The 16312-nt window shown below is 69.4% G+C and carries 17 protein-coding genes, 1 tRNA gene and 1 pseudogene; 3 read left to right on the top strand and 16 right to left on the bottom strand.

The genetic code is table 11. The features are described from left to right. Positions 1-106 precede the first annotated feature (106 nt). The gene (locus ABD240_RS01950; RefSeq protein ID WP_291794553.1) at positions 107-922 is read left to right on the top strand and encodes a thioesterase family protein; all 816 of its coding nucleotides are present in this window, start codon (positions 107-109) and stop codon (positions 920-922) included. 25 nt (positions 923-947) lie between these two features. Here the strand turns inward: ABD240_RS01950 and ABD240_RS01945 are convergent. The 5 genes and pseudogenes from ABD240_RS01945 to ABD240_RS01925 all read right to left on the bottom strand — a co-directional run. After that, a pseudogene (locus tag ABD240_RS01945) lies at positions 948-1169 on the bottom strand (ABC transporter permease); the annotation flags it as partial. A gap of 314 nt (positions 1170-1483) precedes the next feature. After that, a complete protein-coding gene (locus ABD240_RS01940; RefSeq protein WP_344334692.1) occupies positions 1484-1696 on the bottom strand; it encodes a hypothetical protein in 213 nt (70 codons plus the stop codon). A gap of 884 nt (positions 1697-2580) precedes the next feature. Then, positions 2581-2654, bottom strand: a tRNA-Arg gene (locus ABD240_RS01935). Between the two features lie 37 nt (positions 2655-2691). Beyond that, positions 2692-3009, bottom strand: coding sequence for a thiamine-binding protein (locus ABD240_RS01930; RefSeq protein ID WP_344334690.1), 318 nt, complete (start codon positions 3007-3009; stop codon positions 2692-2694). A 6-nt stretch (positions 3010-3015) separates the two neighbouring features. After that, entirely contained in the window at positions 3016-4212 is a 1197-nt protein-coding gene (locus ABD240_RS01925; protein WP_344334689.1) for an acetyl-CoA C-acetyltransferase, read from the bottom strand. A gap of 270 nt (positions 4213-4482) precedes the next feature. Here ABD240_RS01925 and ABD240_RS01920 point away from each other — a divergent pair, with 270 nt between their 5' ends. Then, positions 4483-6117, top strand: a complete 1635-nt coding sequence (locus ABD240_RS01920) for a coiled-coil domain-containing protein (RefSeq protein WP_291799166.1) — start codon at positions 4483-4485, stop codon at positions 6115-6117. Positions 6118-6202: 85 nt separating this feature from the next. Here the strand turns inward: ABD240_RS01920 and ABD240_RS01915 are convergent, their stop codons facing one another. Continuing rightward, a complete protein-coding gene (locus ABD240_RS01915) occupies positions 6203-6502 on the bottom strand; it encodes a hypothetical protein (RefSeq protein ID WP_291799169.1) in 300 nt (99 codons plus the stop codon). A gap of 45 nt (positions 6503-6547) precedes the next feature. Between ABD240_RS01915 and nucS the strand changes: the two genes are divergently transcribed. After that, the gene (nucS, locus tag ABD240_RS01910) at positions 6548-7243 is read left to right on the top strand and encodes an endonuclease NucS (RefSeq protein ID WP_291799172.1); all 696 of its coding nucleotides are present in this window, start codon (positions 6548-6550) and stop codon (positions 7241-7243) included. Positions 7244-7317: 74 nt separating this feature from the next. Here the strand turns inward: nucS and murA are convergent, their stop codons facing one another. From murA to atpB, 10 genes are all read right to left on the bottom strand, one after another. Then, positions 7318-8637: a UDP-N-acetylglucosamine 1-carboxyvinyltransferase gene (gene murA, locus ABD240_RS01905; RefSeq protein WP_425546980.1), complete on the bottom strand. Its 1320-nt coding sequence runs from the start codon at positions 8635-8637 to the stop codon at positions 7318-7320. Further along, entirely contained in the window at positions 8634-9053 is a 420-nt protein-coding gene (locus ABD240_RS01900; RefSeq protein ID WP_291799177.1) for a DUF2550 domain-containing protein, read from the bottom strand. The genes murA and ABD240_RS01900 overlap by 4 nt, the downstream gene beginning before the upstream one ends. Positions 9054-9118: 65 nt before the next feature. Beyond that, positions 9119-9391: a F0F1 ATP synthase subunit epsilon gene (locus ABD240_RS01895; protein WP_291799180.1), complete on the bottom strand. Its 273-nt coding sequence runs from the start codon at positions 9389-9391 to the stop codon at positions 9119-9121. A gap of 3 nt (positions 9392-9394) precedes the next feature. Beyond that, positions 9395-10849, bottom strand: coding sequence for a F0F1 ATP synthase subunit beta (gene atpD, locus ABD240_RS01890; RefSeq protein ID WP_344334685.1), 1455 nt, complete (start codon positions 10847-10849; stop codon positions 9395-9397). 42 nt (positions 10850-10891) lie between these two features. After that, positions 10892-11818: a F0F1 ATP synthase subunit gamma gene (locus ABD240_RS01885; protein ID WP_291799185.1), complete on the bottom strand. Its 927-nt coding sequence runs from the start codon at positions 11816-11818 to the stop codon at positions 10892-10894. A 38-nt stretch (positions 11819-11856) separates the two neighbouring features. Beyond that, positions 11857-13488, bottom strand: coding sequence for a F0F1 ATP synthase subunit alpha (gene atpA, locus ABD240_RS01880; RefSeq protein ID WP_291799188.1), 1632 nt, complete (start codon positions 13486-13488; stop codon positions 11857-11859). 79 nt (positions 13489-13567) lie between these two features. Further along, complete coding sequence (locus ABD240_RS01875; protein WP_344334682.1) at positions 13568-14380, bottom strand: F0F1 ATP synthase subunit delta; 813 nt, start codon at positions 14378-14380, stop codon at positions 13568-13570. Beyond that, positions 14380-14943 (bottom strand): F0F1 ATP synthase subunit B, encoded by a 564-nt coding sequence (locus ABD240_RS01870; RefSeq protein WP_291799193.1) that lies wholly within the window; start codon positions 14941-14943, stop codon positions 14380-14382. The genes ABD240_RS01875 and ABD240_RS01870 overlap by 1 nt, the downstream gene beginning before the upstream one ends. 20 nt (positions 14944-14963) lie before the next feature. Then, complete coding sequence (gene atpE / locus ABD240_RS01865) at positions 14964-15188, bottom strand: F0F1 ATP synthase subunit C (protein WP_291799196.1); 225 nt, start codon at positions 15186-15188, stop codon at positions 14964-14966. 91 nt (positions 15189-15279) lie between these two features. Next, positions 15280-16104, bottom strand: a complete 825-nt coding sequence (gene atpB / locus ABD240_RS01860; RefSeq protein ID WP_344334679.1) for a F0F1 ATP synthase subunit A — start codon at positions 16102-16104, stop codon at positions 15280-15282. Between the last annotated feature and the right edge of the window lie 208 nt (positions 16105-16312).

Raw genomic sequence — 16312 nt, 5'->3', positions numbered from 1 at the left:
TGTCCGACCCGGCGCCGCTGCGGCACGGGCCCCGCACAGACGCAGTACAGATACGCACCGGCGCGTATGCACCGGCCACGCACGCACTCGACGACGAGGAGCACCCATGACGAACCCGCCCACCCGCCCGGAGCCCTTCTACCGCCAGGTGGACGCACACCGCTTCGACTCCCTGCCGGCGACCACCGGGGTGTGGTCGCCGGAGCACCAGCACGCGGGTCCGCCGGCCGCCCTGCTGGTCAGGGCGATGGAGGAGCACGGGCAGCACGAGGGCATGCGGCTCGCGGACGTCCGCTCGGACATCCTGGGCCCTGTCCCCGTCCGCCCTCTCGACATCAGTGTGTCCACCCTGCGCAGCGGCCGCTCGATGGAGCTCCTGGAGGCCTCGGCGAGCGCGGACGGGCGGACCGTGATGACCGCACGTGCCTGGCGCATCCGGCGCGCACCGGAGGACTATCCGCCGCTGTCCGGGTGGCGGGACGGGGAGGTGCCGGCGGTGCCCGAGGCCAGTGGGGAGTCCCGTGCCGTCGTCCTGACCGGCGGGCACGAGAGCGGCTATCAGCGCTCCGTGGAATGGCGCTTCGTCCAGGGCGGGCCCGGCTCCGGCGGGCCCGCCGTTGCATGGGGACGACAGCTCAATCAGCTGGTGGAGGGCGAGGAGCCGAGTCCCTGGCAGCGCACTCTGGTGCTGGCGGACTCCGCCGGTGGCATCAGCCTCGCCGTCGACCCGCGGGTGCACCGCTTCATCAACTGCGATCTCCACGTGGCGCTCGACCGGGACATGCACGGGCAGTGGCTGCGGATGAGCGCGCAGTCACTCGCGACTCCCGGGCACGGCGGGATCGTGCACAACGCCCTCGCGGACTCCCGAGGCGAGCTGGGCTACGGGCTGCAGGCGATGGTGGCGCAGAACATGGAGTGAGCGGCCGCCCCCTCACCCGCGTCCCTCAGCCCGTCCGGGCCGCTGAGTCATCGGGCAGCCGTGCCGGTGCCCCGAGGAGGAGGGACCACAGGGCGACGGCCACCGCCCCGGCGGCCAGCAGGCAGGCGAGGACGACGAGCTGGAAGAGGGCGGCCTCCACGACGGGCAGGCCGCCGAACACTGCGCTCACAAAGGCACCGGGCAGCGTGACGAGACCCGTCACCCGGGTCTGGTCCGTGCTGGGGACGAGAGCGCGGGTGCGGCGGCACCGCGCCGGAGGAGAAGACGAGCACGGCGGGCACCGCGGCCGCCACCATCACGAGGAGGAAGGCCAGGACGAGGGGCACGCTTCCGATCATGAAGCGCAGCACGAGCGAGAGTGCTCCCAGCTGGAGGACCGCGCGAGCCAGCGACCAGGCCTGGAGCCACGGACGCTCCAGGCGCAGCGCTGCCGTGACCGTGCACGCCGTCGGCGTGAGCAGCGCCAGGGCGAGGAGGACGGACGGCAGGGAGAGGGCCGCAGGGGTCATGGGGGCATTCTGCCCCAGGGACCCGCGGGTCTCACCACGCCAGCGGTGCGGTGAGCGCGCGGCGCAGCGCGGCCTCGCGCTCACGCTCCAGCTGCTGCGACAGCCGGTGCCGGCGGATCAGCTCCGCCCGCGGGAGAACTGGGTCAGGCGGCGGGGGCACCGGGCTCAGCGCCCAGCGGACGAGGAGCATCCCGGCGGACAGCGCCAGTCGACGGGGAATGGGATACAGAGGTACTGCAGACACAGATGTTCCTTGAGTGCAGGGCAGCCCGAATGCCATATTCGGGCATGCCGAAAGAAAGGGAGAGGAAAAGAGACCAGCGCTGCGTCTCATTCCTGCGCACGCGGAGAATCATCACGTGCAGAGGAGAGCGCAGCCGGATCCCCGGAAATGCTCATGCATTCGCTTCGGGGATTCCCGCACCAGGTCTCATTCGCAGGCGAGACCACGCGGATCCGAGAAACAGCTTCACGGACGACGTGTCGCTGCCTCGAGGAGAGGTGCGGGCAGAGCCGCCCGCGCTCGAGGAGCGGGAGACGCAGGCGTCACGCTCGTCACATGACCGCGGGGACCGCAGGCATACGCGTCAGCCGCGGAACAGCGGGACGATTCAGCCCCGCGCGCCCGGATTCGCCGCAGAGAGTGCAGATGCCGCGCACGTCACTTCGGATGTGAGGCCTCCGAGCAGGCGCGGAGAGCCGAGCCAGCGTGCGGAGCCGAGGAAAGGTCCTTCATGCCGCTGTGCATTCACCATTGCCATCGCCTCCATTCGCAGTCTGCACCGAGATGCGCCTCGACAGGCCACCGGTCCTCCGAGGACCACCCTGTCATTCCTGTCTCTTTGTGATCGCGGTGGCGCTGTCCGTTCTTTCCGACAGAATGCCGCTCACCGCAGATCCGCCACCACCGTAGCACCGGCATTCAGAGCTTGGCAATGGGATTCTCAGATTCTTCGGCATTTCCTGTGCCCGATCCCGCGGACGGTCACCTGCAGGATCATTTCCCGGCAGAACTTCCCGCAGAACGGCCTCGCGACACGGCCCCGCTCATCCGCACCGGCGGATGAATGACGAAGGTGCCGGAACTTCGCCTGTGCGATGTCCCGGCACCCTGCGGTCCGGCAGCGGCGCCCCCGACGGGATTCGAACCCGTGACCTGCGGATTAGAAGGCCGCTGCTCTATCCAGCTGAGCTACGGAGGCGACACGATCCTACAGCACCTCGTGCCGCGTCCCGCCCTCAGGCCTCGGCCTCGCCCAGCGCCTTCTCCAGCCGCTCGAGTTTGGAGTCGATCTCGCCCGTGCGTCCGGGCCGGATGTCCGCCTTCATCACGAGTGAGATGCGCGGACCGAAGGGGGCCACGGCCTCGGTCGCGGCCTTCACGACCGCGAACACCTCGTCCCACTCCCCCTCGATGGTGGTGAACATGGAATCCGTCCGATGCGGCAGTCCGGACTCGCGGACCACCTTCACCGCGGCCGCGACGGCGTCGTGGACGCCGCCGTCGCCCTCAGGATCCGGACCGCCGGACGGTGCCACTGAGAATGCCAGGAGCATGTCCGCTCACTCCCCCGGGACCGTGACGACGAGGGCATCGCCCTGTCCGCCGCCGCCGCAGAGCGCGGCCACGCCGGTGCCTCCGCCTCGGCGGCCCAGCTCCAGGACGAGGTCGAGGACGATGCGCGCGCCCGAGGCCCCGATCGGGTGTCCCAGCGCGATCGCACCGCCGTTGACGTTCACCTTCTCCGCATCCACGCCCAGATCCGCGGTGGAGGCGAGTCCCACGGCCGCGAAGGCCTCGTTGATCTCGTAGAGGTCGAAGGAGTCCGCCGCCACGCCCTGCCGCTGAGCCGCCGCGCGGATCGCCTGCGAGGGCTGGTGCTGCAGCGAGGAGTCCGGGCCCGCGGTCCAGCCGTGTGCCCCGATCTCCGCGAGGATGGGCAGGCCGAGCTCGAGTGCCTTCTCCTTGGAGGCGACGACGACGGCGACGGCACCGTCCGAGATCTGCGAGGCGTTGCCGGCCGTGATCGTGCCGTCCTTGCGGAAGGCCGGCCGCAGCCCGGCCAGCGACTCCGCGGTGGAGGAGGCGCGCACGCCCTCGTCCGCGGAGACGACGGTCTCCCCCTTGCGGGAGCGCAGCGTCACGGGGGTGATCTCGTTCTCGAAGCGGCCCGCCTCCTGCGCCGCGGCCGCCTTCTGGTGCGAGGCCGCCGCGAACGCGTCCTGCTCCTCCCGGGTGAACGCCCGGTCTCCGCCGTCGGCATTGTTGGCGGACTCCGTCAAACCGCCCATTGCCTGATCGGTGAAGGCGTCCCAGAGACCGTCGTAGTCCATGTGGTCGCGCACCTGCACCGTGCCGTACTTGTAGCCGGCGCGGGACTTCTCCAGGAGGTGGGGCGCGTTCGTCATGGACTCCTGCCCGCCGGCCACGACGATGTCGTACTCGCCGGCGCGGACCAGCAGCGCCGCCTGCGCGATCGCGTTGATGCCGGAGAGGCAGAGCTTGTTGATCGTGATCCCGGGGACGTCCATGGGGATGCCGGCCTGCACGGCCGCCTGCCTGCCGGGGCCCTGCCCGCAGCCGGCCTGCAGCACCTGGCCCATGATCACGTAGCCCACGTCCGCCGGTGCGACGCCGGACCGGTCCAGTGCGCCCTTGATGGCGTGCGCGCCCAGGTCCACCGCGCTGAGCGCACCGAGCGCCCCGGACATCTTCCCGAACGGGGTCCGCGAACCACCCACGATGACGGCTTCCGTCATTTCTCCTCCTCCGTCTCAGCCCCGGAGCGCCCGCACCGGGCGACCGGGCATGTGCCGCTGGTCATACTCCGCCCAGCGTATCCGACCGCCCGCGCACGCGTCCGGGCCCCCGGGTCCGGGCCCGCCGACTCTGACCCCGTCGTCAGGATCGGACGACTAGAGTGGGAGGAGGTGTCCGGATCCACGGGGCGACCTGCACCGCGGGGAGCCTGCACGGGTCCGGCAGCAGGTCCGGTGAACGGATGCGTTCTTGACACGACGGGAGACACGGTGACGCCGCCAGAGGAGTTCCGCACTGCGATGCGGGGGTACGAGAAGAACGAGGTCGACACGCGCTTCGGCCAGCTGCGGACGGAGATCGACTCCCTCCGCAAGGCGCTCAAGGACGCACGCAGCCAGGTGGTCGCCGCCGACCGCGCCAAGCTGCAGGTGGCCGGTGAGCTGTCGGAGGCCAAGGCGCAGCTGAAGAAGGCCACGAGCGAGGCCGGAGACGCGGACGGCGCGCCCGGCACCCGCATCGACCACCTGCTCAAGATCGCAGAGTCGCAGGCCCGCGAGACCCTCGCCCAGGCCACGGCGGACGCGGAGACCATCCGCAACAAGGCCCGTGCCGATGCCGCCGGACAGCGGGCCCGCATGCACACCGAGGCCAACGACACGCTGAATTCCGCGCGCTCCGAGGCCGAGGCGATCACCTCCTCGGCGGAGCTGCGGGCCTCCGAGACCGTCACGGCTGCCGAGAACAAGGCGGCGGAGATCGTCGAGACCGCGCAGCGCGAGGCCGATCGGATCCGCGAGACCGCCGCCGCTGAGACGAAGGACGAGCGCGAGGCGTTCGACCGCGAGCTCGCCAGCGCCCGCGCGACGGCCGAGGAGGAGTGCGCCCGGCTGCGCAGCGAGGCCAAGCAGGAGACCGACGCACTGCGCGAGACGACGCAGCAGGAGGTGGACGAGCTCCGCAGCACCGCCCAGCGGGAGACCGAGGAGCTGCGCGCCGCAGCGCAGCAGGAGGTCGACGAACTCCGGGCCGAGGCGAAGAGCGAGACGGACGCGCTGCGGGCGAAGACCCAGCAGGAGGTCGACGAGCTCCTCGCCGCGGCCAAGCAGCGGGAGACGGAGACGACCAAGCGGGCCGAGGCGCTGGAGCTCGAGCTCGCCACCCGCCGCAGCGAGTTCGAGGCGGCGGAGAAGGAGCGCTTCGAGAAGACCAAGGCCGCGAACGACGAGCTGATCGCCGAGGCCCGCGCCCGCGCTGAGAGCGCGGAGGCGGATGCGAAGGCCGCCTCGGAGCAGGCCGAGCGCACCCGCGCCGAGGCTGTCGAACAGGCCGACACCATCATCGCCGACGGCAAGAAGCGGGCGCAGACGCTCATCAGCGAAGCCCGGCAGACGGCCGAGGCCACGATCGAGGAGTCGCAGGCCGAGGCCCGCCGGAACGTCCAGGCCGCACAGTCCCAGGTGGACCTGCTCACCAAGCAGCGCAAGACGATCGCCGCGCAGCTGGATCAGCTGCGTTCGATGTTCGCCGTCCCGGGCCTGCTGCCGGTCACGGACGCGGAGCAGCCGCCGAGCCCGGAGCGGGTCGCCGCCGGTGCGGTGCCCACCGAGCGGATCGCGGGCGCCGACGAACTCGACCGGCTCAGGCAGGAGGCGGGTCTGGAGGACGCCGAGGACGTTACAGAGGGCCCCGACGCGGACGACGAGACCGCGACGGCCGAGGACACCGTCGAGGAGGAGACGCGGGCCTCGGACGCAGCCGATGCGGACGCCGAGGGCTCAGCCGACACGGACGAGGGCACCGGCGAGTCCGATGAGGACGAGGACGACGCCACGCAGGAGATGCCTCAGCAGAACTCCGACGCCTCCCTGCGCGGGGCTCAGCAGCCCGGCAACCGCCTGCGCTGAGCCGAGGCGCCCGCGCTGACCCGTTTCCCCTGCGCCCGGAGCGGCGGCAGGCATTCGCGGTCTGCGGGGGCGCCTTCTCTGCGCCTCACCTGCGCCGGGAGCGGAAGCACGAGGTGTGCCAGTGCCTCCGCGCTCCCGGCCCGATGCTGATCCCGTAGCCGGCTTCCTCCCGCCACGCCACCGTGTGCGGGACGGAGGCCGTCAGCGTCTGGTTGCACCCGGGGCAGGTGTAGGTCTTGCCGCTGCCGTTCCCGCTCACCTCCTGGACGATCCACTGGCCGTCCGAGGCGTCGTCCACCCGGCGGCGCGTGGCGAAGCCGGTGGAGAGCTCACGCCTTTCGCGCTGCCACTTGTTTGACCTGCGGGATGACGACGAACGAGGCATGCCGGAATTCTCTCACGCGCCCGCCGTGCCGTAGGGTGGTGGACCGTGCGAGTGGTGATAGCGAAGTGCCAGGTCGACTACGCAGGCAGGCTCACGGCCCACCTGCCCCTGGCCACGAGGGTCCTGATGATCAAGGCGGACGGCAGCGTGCTCGTCCATTCCGACGGCGGCTCCTACAAGCCGCTCAACTGGATGACGCCCCCGTGCACGCTCCGTGAGAGCGAACCCACCCCAGAGCAGGCCGAGGCCGGCTTCACGCAGGTCTGGACCGTCAGCCACAGGAAGACGGACGATTCGCTCGTCATCTCCATCGCCGAGGTGTTCGAGGACGTCGCGCACGAGCTCGGCACGGACCCCGGCCTCATCAAGGACGGAGTCGAGGCGCACCTGCAGGAGCTCCTCGCCGCACACATCGAGACGCTGGGCGACGGGTTCACGACGGTGCGCCGCGAGTACATGACGGCGATCGGTCCGGTGGACATCCTCGCCCGCGATGCCGCGGGCGCCTCCGTCGCCGTGGAGATCAAGCGCCGCGGCGGGATCGACGGCGTCGAGCAGCTCACACGCTACCTCGAGCTCATGAACCGGGACCCCGCTCTCTCCCCCGTCACCGGCGTCTTCGCCGCACAGGAGATCAAGCCGCAGGCCCGCACGCTCGCGGAGGACCGCGGCATCCGCTGCGTCACCCTCGACTACGACGCGCTCCGCGGCATGGACGACCCGGAGACCCGCCTCTTCTGACTGTCACGAAAGCTCAGGCCGCACACGCAGTTGCCGTGTGCGGCCTGAGCTTTCGCGCGCCTGAGAGCTGCGCCTCAGAGGAAGTCCGGCTCCGGCTTCTCGATACGGCTGATGGAGGCCCCGAGCGCCCTGAGCTTGGGGACGAAGTCCTCGTAGCCCCGGTCGATGTGGTCCACCCCGGAGACCTCGGTCCGGCCGTGCGCCAGCAGTCCGGCGAGCACCAGGCCCGCGCCCGCGCGGATGTCGCTCGCCTCCACCTCGGCTCCGGACAGACTCTCCACCCCGGTCACGAGAGCGTGGTTGCCGTCGATGCTCACCTTGGCACCCAGCCGTGAGAGCTCGTTGACGAAGCGCCAGCGGGCCTCGAACAGGTTCTCCGTGAGCAGCCCCACCCCATCCGCGACGGAGTTCAGCGCGATGACGAAGGGCTGCAGATCCGTGGGGAAGCCGGGGAAGGGCAGCGTGGACACGTGAATGGGCTGCGGACGCCGCGGACCGCGCACGCGGAAGCCGGGTGCCTCCGCGGTGGCCGAGCCCTGCGAGTCCGTGCCGGGCAGATCCTCGATACGGCCGCCCGCCTCCGCGAGCTTGTCGAGGACATTGGGCAGCAGGGCCTGCGGCACACCCCGGATGCCGATGTCGCCGCCCGTCGCCACGGCCGCGAACGCCCAGGTCCCGGCGACGATCCTGTCACCCACGCAGCGGTGGGAGACGGGAGCCAGCGACTCCACACCCGTGACGACGAGCCGCGAGGTGCCGATCCCCTCGATGCGGGCGCCCATCGCGACGAGCATGCGGCAGATGTCGACGATCTCCGGCTCCCGTGCGGCGTTCTCCACCACGGTCTCCCCCGCCGCGAGCACCGCCGCCATCACGAGATTCTCAGTCGCCCCGACGGACGGGAAGGGCAGCTCGATCTCCGCGCCGCGCAGGCCGGCAGGGGCCGAGGCCACGAAGTAGCCGTGCTCCAGCGTCACCTGCGCGCCCAGCCTCTCCAGCCCGTGCTGGTGCATGTCGAGCCCGCGCGAGCCGATGGCGTCCCCGCCGGGCACCGCGACCTCGGCCGCGTGCATCCGGCCCACCAGCGGACCCAGGACGGAGATCGAGGCGCGCATGAGCCGGACGAGCTCGTAGTCGGCCGTGATACCGACCTCCGTGGGCACCTCGACGGCCACGGTGCCCGCCGCGGCGTCGTAGTCGATCCCGCAGCCCAGCCGCCGGAGCAGCTCGCACATGATCCGCACATCGGCGATGGCCGGGACATTGGAGATGACGGAACGGCCGGGTGCCAGCAGCGTCGCCGCCATGAGTTTGAGGACGGAGTTCTTCGCGCCTCGGACCACGATCTCACCGCGGAGGGCGGCAGGCCCGTCGATTGCGAAGACTTCCATCATGTGAACCGTCCCATCGAGTGGTTGGCGCCGGGAGGCGCGGACTCGAGCCACGAGGCGAGACCCGCGAGGGCCTCCGCGTCGAGCGCGAGGCGGATCGACTTGGGCGAGCCGCGGAAGACATCGTAGCGGCACTCGATGACATACGCGTCCGGCAGCATCGAGTACTGCTCGTCCGTGCCCGGCGCACGCCTGTCGACGATCTCGAGATCTGCCCGCGGGAACGTGAAGCTCGGATGGGGCCGGAGGCTGAAGACCGGGTACCAGTCCAGGGCGGAGATGCCGTACACGGCGACGCCCAGCCGCCAGCGGGCCGTCCTCCCGAGGACCTCCGCGGAGCAGTCGAAGGCGCCGGCCGCTCGAGTGAGCGACCGGCGCCTGAGAGTGAACAGGACGGACACGACCACGGCTGCGCCCACTGATGAGAGCAGAATGATCAGCAGCGCGGAGGCGAGCACGGCGGTCCAGTCCTGTCCGAGCGCGGTCAGTCGAGGATCTGCGTGATCTCAGCGGCGTCCGCGACGACAGAGACCCTGTCGTTGGCGACGGAGAGGAAGCCCCCTTCGGCCTGCGCACGGACGGTCTTCCCCTCCTCGGTGAGGATGCGGACCTCACCCCCGGCCACGAGCCCCATGAGGGGCTCATGGCCGGAGAGGATGCCGATCTCGCCCTCGGTGGTGCGGGCCACGACGCGGGAGGCCTGACCGCTCCAGACCTCCTTCTCGGCGGAGACGACGGCGACATCGAGGAGAGCCATGGATCAGTTCTCCTTCTGGAGCTCGTCGTAGTTGCGCAGCACGTCCTCGATGGGACCGACGTTGAAGAAGCACTGCTCCGGGATGTGGTCGTACTCGCCGTCGCAGATGCCGCGGAAGCCCTCGATCGTGTCCTTGATCGGCACGGTCGAACCCTCCACGCCGGTGAACTGCAGAGCCGTGTACGTGTTCTGCGAGAGGAACTGCTCGATGCGCCGCGCGCGGTGCACCGTGAGCTTGTCCTCCTCGGAGAGCTCGTCCACGCCCAGGATCGCGATGATGTCCTGGAGCTCCTTGTTCTTCTGCAGGATGGCCTTCACCCGGTTGGCGACCGTGTAGTGCTCCTCGCCCACGACCTGCGGGTCGAGGATGCGGGAGGACGACGTCAGCGGGTCCACGGCCGGGTAGAGGCCGCGCGAGGCGATGTCGCGGTTGAGCTCGGTCGTCGCATCCAGGTGCGCGAACGTCGTCGCCGGAGCGGGGTCCGTGTAGTCGTCTGCAGGAACGTAGATCGCCTGGAGGGAGGTGATCGAGTTGCCGCGGGTCGAGGTGATGCGCTCCTGGAGCACACCCATCTCGTCCGCCAGCGTGGGCTGGTAGCCCACGGCCGAGGGCATGCGGCCCAGCAGCGTCGAGACCTCGGAGCCCGCCTGGGTGAAGCGGAAGATGTTGTCGATGAAGAGCAGCACGTCCTGGTTCTGCACATCGCGGAAGTACTCCGCCATGGTCAGACCGGTGAGCGCCACGCGCAGACGCGTGCCCGGCGGCTCGTCCATCTGGCCGAACACGAGGGCCGTCTTGTCCAGCACGCCGGACTCGTCCATCTCGAAGATGAGGTCGTTGCCCTCACGGGTGCGCTCACCCACACCGGCGAACACGGAGACGCCGCCGTGATCCTGGGCCACACGGGTGATCATCTCCTGGATGAGCACCGTCTTGCCCACACCGGCGCCGCCGAACAGGCCGATCTTGCCGCCCTGCACGTACGGGGTGAGCAGGTCGATGACCTTGATGCCCGTCTCGAACATCTGGGTCTTGGACTCCAGCTGGTCGAAGGAGGGCGCCTGACGGTGGATGGGCCAGCGCTCGGTGATCTCGTAGGGCTCCGAGAGCATCGAGTCGTTGAGGACCTCGCCCACGGTGTTGAAGACCTTGCCCTTGGTCACGTCGCCCACGGGCACGCTGATGGGCGCACCCGTGTCGACGACCTCCTGGCCGCGGACCATGCCGTCGGTGGGCTGCAGGGAGATGGCACGGACGATGCCGTTGCCCAGCTGCAGCTCGACCTCGAGCGTGATGTTCCGGACGCCCTCGGAGAGCGTCACCTCGGTCTTCAGAGCGTTGTAGATGGAGGGCACGGAGTCGAGCGGGAACTCGATGTCCACGACGGGTCCGATGACCCTCGTGATCCTGCCCACGGTCCCCTGCACCTGGGGGGCTTCCGTAACTGTGGCTGTCATATCTGCTTTCTCTTCTGCTCTCTTGGGCCTGGGGCGCCGTGATCAGTCGTCGGCTCCGGACGCCGCCAGCGCGTCCGCGCCGCCCACGATCTCGGAGATCTCCTGCGTGATCTCGGCCTGACGGGCCGAGTTGGCCAGGCGGGTGTAGGTCCGGATGAGGTCGTCGGCGTTGTCCGTCGCGGTCTTCATGGCCTGCTGACGCGCTGCCTGCTCCGCGGCGGAAGCACTCAGCAGCGCCGAGAGGATGCGCGAGTCGACGTACCGCGGGAGCAGCGCGTCGAGCACCTGAGCGGCATCCGGCTCGAACTCGTACAGCGGGAAGACCTCGGTGGAGGCGGAGCCTGCCGCGGACGTGCCGCCGACCTCCTCCTCGACGACCTCGAGGGGGATGAGCCGCCTGTACTCGGGCTGGCGGTCCACGGCGTTGCGGTAGACGGTGGAGACGAGGTAGATCTCGTCGACTCCCCCGTCGGCCGCGTCCGTGCCGAAGGCCGCGAGCAGCGCCTCACCGATCTCGCGTGCGTGCTCGCCCGTGGGCGACTCCGAGAAGCCGGTCCAGGAGCGGGCGATGTCACGGTCGCGGAAGGTGTAGTAGGTCTCCGCCTTCCGGCCCACGGTGAAGAGCGCGACGTCCTTGCCCTCCTCGCGCAGCAGCGCGATGAGCTCCTCCGCCTCGCGGATGACGTTCGCCGAGTAGGCCCCCGCGAACCCGCGGTCCGGGCCGATGACGACGACCGCCGCGCGCTCGATGGTCTTCGGCTCCGTCGTGAGCGTGTGGTCCACGTTCGACTGCGTGGCGAGCACCGACACCGCGCGGGTGATCTCCCGGGCATAGGGACTTGCGGCCTGGGCCCGCGCAACCGCCTTCTGGATGCGGGAGGCCGCGATGAGCTCCATCGCCTTGAAGATCTTGCGCAGGGACGAGGTCGAGCTGATCTTCGCCTTGTAGACCCTCTGCTGTGCGCCCATCTGTTACGTCCTTTCCGTCCGGCTCGTCACGGTCGCGCTCACCGCTTCTGCTTGACGATCTGCTCCTGCTGGACCTCGGACTCGTCAGCGGCGCTGACGGCCTCGGAGCCGGCAGCGGCGGAATCGGACGTCTGGAAGCCCGCGGAGAAGTCCTTCACCGCGGCGGTCAGCTCAGCGAGCTGATCCTTGCTCAGCTTGTCCTTCTGACCGGCGATGGTCTGCAGCAGCTCGGTCTTGCGCTCGAGGTAGTCGTGGAACTCCGCCTCGAAGCGCAGGACGTCCTCGACCGGGATCGAGTCGAGGTGGCCCTCGGATCCCATCCAGATCGAGACGGTCTGCTTCTCCGCCGACATGGGCGAGTACTGGGGCTGCTTGAGCAGCTCCATGAGGCGCGCACCGCGATCGAGCTGCTGCCGCGTGGCGGCATCGAGGTCCGAAGCGAACATCGCGAACGCCTCGAGCGAGCGGTACTGGGCCAGCGAGATCTTCAGCGTGCCGGAGACGCCGCGCAGCGGCTTCGTCTGCGCGGAACCGCCCACGCGGGACACGGAGACGCCCACGTCCACCGCCGGGCGCTGCCCGGAGTTGAACAGGTCCGACTGGAGGAAGATCTGACCGTCGGTGATCGAGATGACGTTGGTGGGGATGAACGCACCCACGTCGTTCGCCTTGGTCTCGATGATCGGCAGACCGGTCATCGAACCGCCGCCCAGCTCGTCGGAGAGCTTCGCGCAGCGCTCGAGCAGGCGGGAGTGCAGGTAGAACACGTCACCCGGGTAGGCCTCGCGGCCCGGCGGACGACGCAGGAGCAGGGAGATCGCACGGTAGGCCTCTGCCTGCTTGGACAGGTCGTCGAAGACGATGAGGACGTGCTTGCCCTGGTACATCCAGTGCTGGCCGATCGCGGAGCCCGCGTACGGGGCCAGGTACTTGAAGCCGGCCGGGTCCGAGGCGGGCGAGGACACGATGGTCGTGTACTCCATCGCGCCGGCCTCTTCCAGCGTGCGCTTCACGGAGGCGATCGTCGAGCCCTTCTGACCGCAGGCCACGTAGATGCAGCGCACCTGCTTCGTGGGGTCGCCGGACTCCCAGTTCGCCTTCTGGTTGAGGATCGTGTCGATCGCGATCGCGGTCTTGCCGGTCTTGCGGTCGCCGATGATGAGCTGACGCTGGCCGCGGCCGATCGGGATCATGGAGTCGATGGACTTCATCCCGGTCTGCAGCGGCTCCTTGACCTCCTTGCGGTCCATCACGCCGGCGGCCTGCAGCTCGAGCTCGCGGCGGCTCTCCGCCTCGATCTCGCCGAGGCCGTCCACCGGATTGCCGAGCGGATCGACCACGCGGCCGAGGAAGCCGTCGCCCACGGGCACGGAGAGCACCTCACCCGTGCGGTAGACGCTCTGCTCCTCCGCGATGGAGGCCGGGTCGCCGAGGATGACGACGCCGATCTCCCGCTCGTCGAGGTTCTGTGCGAGGCCGAGGGTGCCGTCCTCGAAGCGCAGCAGCTCGTTGGCCATGGTCCCGGGCAGACCGGAGACCTGGGCGATGCCGTCTCCGGCCGTCACGACCTTGCCGACCTCGGTCTTGTCACCGGACTGGGGCGAGTACGACTCGACGAACTTCCCCAGTGCGTCCCGGATCTCCTCCGGGCGAATTGTCAGTTCCGCCATTGCGGTTTCCCTGCTTCCTTGGATGTCTGCGAGGCTGCGACTGCTCAGCGCAGCGTCGGTTGAGTCTGTGTCCTGCGCCTCAGCCGGCGAGCCGGCGGCGGACGTCCGCGAGTCGGTCTGCGATGGTGCCGCTCACGACCTCGTCGCCGACCTGGACGCGGACGCCGCCCACGACGTCCGGATCGACGATCAGATTGAGCTGCAGCTCACGGCCGTACGTCCGTGACAGCACGCCCGCGAGCCTCTCCTGCTGTGCGGCGGAGAGCGGCTGGGCGACCGTGACCTCTGCCACGGAGCGGTTCTGCCGTGCGGCGAGGATCTCGCCGTACCGGCCGAGGGCCTCCGAGGCGCGCACACCGCGCGGATGGGCGACCGCCTGCTGGGCGAGGAGAACGGTCTCCTCCGCAGCCTTCGAGCCGAGCAGATCTGCGACGAGAGTGCGCTTGCTGTCCGCCGGGGCCGGCGAGGCCAGGGCCCAGCCGAGCTCGTGCTCGGCCTCCACGGTGCGGGCGAAGCGGAAGAGCTCCTCCTCGACCCGGCCCAGACGGCTCTCCGACTGCGCCGCGGCTGCGATCGCGGTCACGCCGGCGCTCTCCACCGCCGTCACGAAGTCCTGCGGGCGCACCCACCGGCGCCCCGCGGCCTCGGCGACCACCGCGACGGCCCCTGCTGCGACCTGGCCCGTGAAGAGACCCTCCACGAGCGCCCGCTTGCCTTCCGCGTCATTGGACGCGTCCGCGAGCGCCTTGCGCAGCGACACGTCGCCGGCGAGAACGGAGACGATGCTGAGCAGATCGGTGCCGAGCTCCCGCGCGGACGCGGGTTCCGCCGCGATCCGCGCCTCGACGCTCTCCGCCGTCTGCTGCAGGGACATTCTGCTCGACTGCAGCATCAGACCTCCTTCGAAGCGACGCTCGTCTGCGCGGGCGCACTCGCCTCGAGGTCGGCGATGAAGCGGTCGACGACACCCGCGGCGCGGCCGTCGTCGCTGAGCGACTCGCCGACGATGCGGGAGGCGAGGTCGGTGGCGAGGCCGCCGACCTCCGCGCGGAGCGAGACCATGGCGGCCTGACGCTCGGCCTCGATCTGCACCTTGGCCTGCGCAGCGATCCGCTCAGCCTCCTCGGTGGCCTGCTGCTTCATCTCCGCGATGATCTGCGCGCCCTCCTCCTGTGCCTCGGCACGGAGTCGAGCGGCCTCTGCACGGCCGTCGGCGAGCTGTTTCTGGTACTCGGCGAGAGCGGAATCGGCCTCGGCCTGGATCCGCTCCGCCTTCTCGATGCCGCCTTGGATGCGTTCGCTGCGTTCGTCAAGCGTCTTGTTGAAGGCGGGAAGGACGAACTTCCACACGACGACGAAGACGACGATGAGGCAGAGCGCACTCCAGACGATGTCATAGGTCGCGGGGAGGAGCGGGTTCGACTCCCCCTCCGCGGCGATGATGTCCAGAGTCATATGACTGTCTCCTTGAGCGATCAGGGCAGGAAGAACGGCGTGGCGATGCCGATGAGCGCGAGCGCCTCGATCAGCGCGATGCCGAGGAACATGTTGCCGCGGAGCTGGCCGGCCAGCTCCGGCTGACGCGCGGTGCCCTCGATCGTCTTGCCGATCACGATGCCCACACCGATGCCCGGGCCGATGGCGGCGAGGCCGTAGCCCACCGTCGACAGCGAGCCGGAGACTTCAGCGAGAATATCCATGGATATTGCTTCCTTTCATAAGCGATCCGGGGGGTTGGCCCGGAAGGGTCACACGCGAGTGACAGTCAGGAGCCGATCGCTCGGTGCACGCTCAGTGCTCCTCCGCGACCGCAGAATCGATGTACACGCAGGCGAGCAGCGCGAAGATGTATGCCTGCAGGACGCAGATGAGGATCTCGAGCAGGTAGACGAAGAATCCGCCTGCGATCGTGACCAGGCCCAGCGGCTTCAGCGCGAAGTCCGCGCTGAAGAGCAGGAAGGAGGTCGCGGAGAAGCAGAGCACCAGCAGGAGGTGTCCCACCATCATGTTCGCGAAGAGCCGCAGCGTCAGTGTGAACGGCTGGATCACGAACTTGGTGAGGAACTCGATGGGGATCAGCAGGACGTGCATGACCGGCGGGACGCCGGGCAGGATCAGAGCCGACTTGAGGTAGCCCCCGACGCCCTTCTCCCTCACGCCCGCCCAGTGGTAGGTCACGTAGACGACGAGCGCGAGGACCAGCGGGAGGCCGATCACGCCGGTGCCCGGCATGTTGAGGAACGGGATCAGCTTCGTGATGTTCGTGAAGAGGACCAGGAAGAACAGCGTCACGATGAGCGGCATGTACTTCTTCGCGTTCGTCTTCCCCATGGTGTTCTCCGCGATGCCCACGGTGACGAACTCCATCACCATCTCCATCGACGACTGGAAGCGGGAGGGGATGAGCTTCATCCGCTTCGCCCACAGGGCCAGGAGAACCACCAGCACCACGACGGCGAGGATGCGGATGAGCATCACGCGGTTGAGCTCGAAGGCCGTGCCCTCGAAGAGCACCGCCGGCGGGAAGAACTCCGCCATGCTGGGCGCGTGGAAGCCGCCCTCGTCGTGGCTTGCGGATGCGAGGAGAGTGCCGGGGGCAGCAGTCAGGATTCCCACGTTCAGATTTCACTCCCAGTAGAACGCCGATGGCAGACCATCGGGCCGGTCGTCGGAAAAGAGCATGTCGGTCCGGTCAGCGGAGCGGGAGGAGAATCTCGACCAGGTCCGAGCTTGACCGCTCCGTTGGAGCCGTCCGCGACGCCCGTGAGCGCCTTGAACACCGTTGGAGACTCTACCAAGACTCTGAGTCGGCACACAAATTTCG

The sequence above is a fragment of the Brevibacterium salitolerans genome (genome assembly GCF_039531405.1).
In the GTDB taxonomy this organism is placed as follows: domain Bacteria; phylum Actinomycetota; class Actinomycetes; order Actinomycetales; family Brevibacteriaceae; genus Brevibacterium; species Brevibacterium salitolerans.
The sequence above is the reverse complement of the archived record's forward strand: the minus strand, read 5'-3'. Positions and strand labels throughout refer to the sequence as shown.

Excerpts from the sequence above, each read along its gene's own strand:
- ABD240_RS01885 (WP_291799185.1), bottom strand. The coding sequence starts at position 11,818 with ATGGGCGCACAGCAGAGGGTCTACAAGGCGAAGATCAGCTCGACCTCG.
- ABD240_RS01875 (WP_344334682.1), bottom strand. The coding sequence starts at position 14,380 with ATGCTGCAGTCGAGCAGAATGTCCCTGCAGCAGACGGCGGAGAGCGTC.
- atpD (WP_344334685.1), bottom strand. The coding sequence starts at position 10,849 with ATGACAGCCACAGTTACGGAAGCCCCCCAGGTGCAGGGGACCGTGGGC.
- ABD240_RS01930 (WP_344334690.1), bottom strand. The coding sequence starts at position 3,009 with ATGCTCCTGGCATTCTCAGTGGCACCGTCCGGCGGTCCGGATCCTGAG.
- murA (WP_425546980.1), bottom strand. The coding sequence starts at position 8,637 with ATGATGGAAGTCTTCGCAATCGACGGGCCTGCCGCCCTCCGCGGTGAG.
- ABD240_RS01925 (WP_344334689.1), bottom strand. The coding sequence starts at position 4,212 with ATGACGGAAGCCGTCATCGTGGGTGGTTCGCGGACCCCGTTCGGGAAG.
- ABD240_RS01915 (WP_291799169.1), bottom strand. The coding sequence starts at position 6,502 with ATGCCTCGTTCGTCGTCATCCCGCAGGTCAAACAAGTGGCAGCGCGAA.
- atpA (WP_291799188.1), bottom strand. The coding sequence starts at position 13,488 with ATGGCGGAACTGACAATTCGCCCGGAGGAGATCCGGGACGCACTGGGG.
- ABD240_RS01870 (WP_291799193.1), bottom strand. The coding sequence starts at position 14,943 with ATGACTCTGGACATCATCGCCGCGGAGGGGGAGTCGAACCCGCTCCTC.
- ABD240_RS01895 (WP_291799180.1), bottom strand. The coding sequence starts at position 9,391 with ATGGCTCTCCTCGATGTCGCCGTCGTCTCCGCCGAGAAGGAGGTCTGG.
- ABD240_RS01950 (WP_291794553.1), top strand. The coding sequence starts at position 107 with ATGACGAACCCGCCCACCCGCCCGGAGCCCTTCTACCGCCAGGTGGAC.
- atpE (WP_291799196.1), bottom strand. The coding sequence starts at position 15,188 with ATGGATATTCTCGCTGAAGTCTCCGGCTCGCTGTCGACGGTGGGCTAC.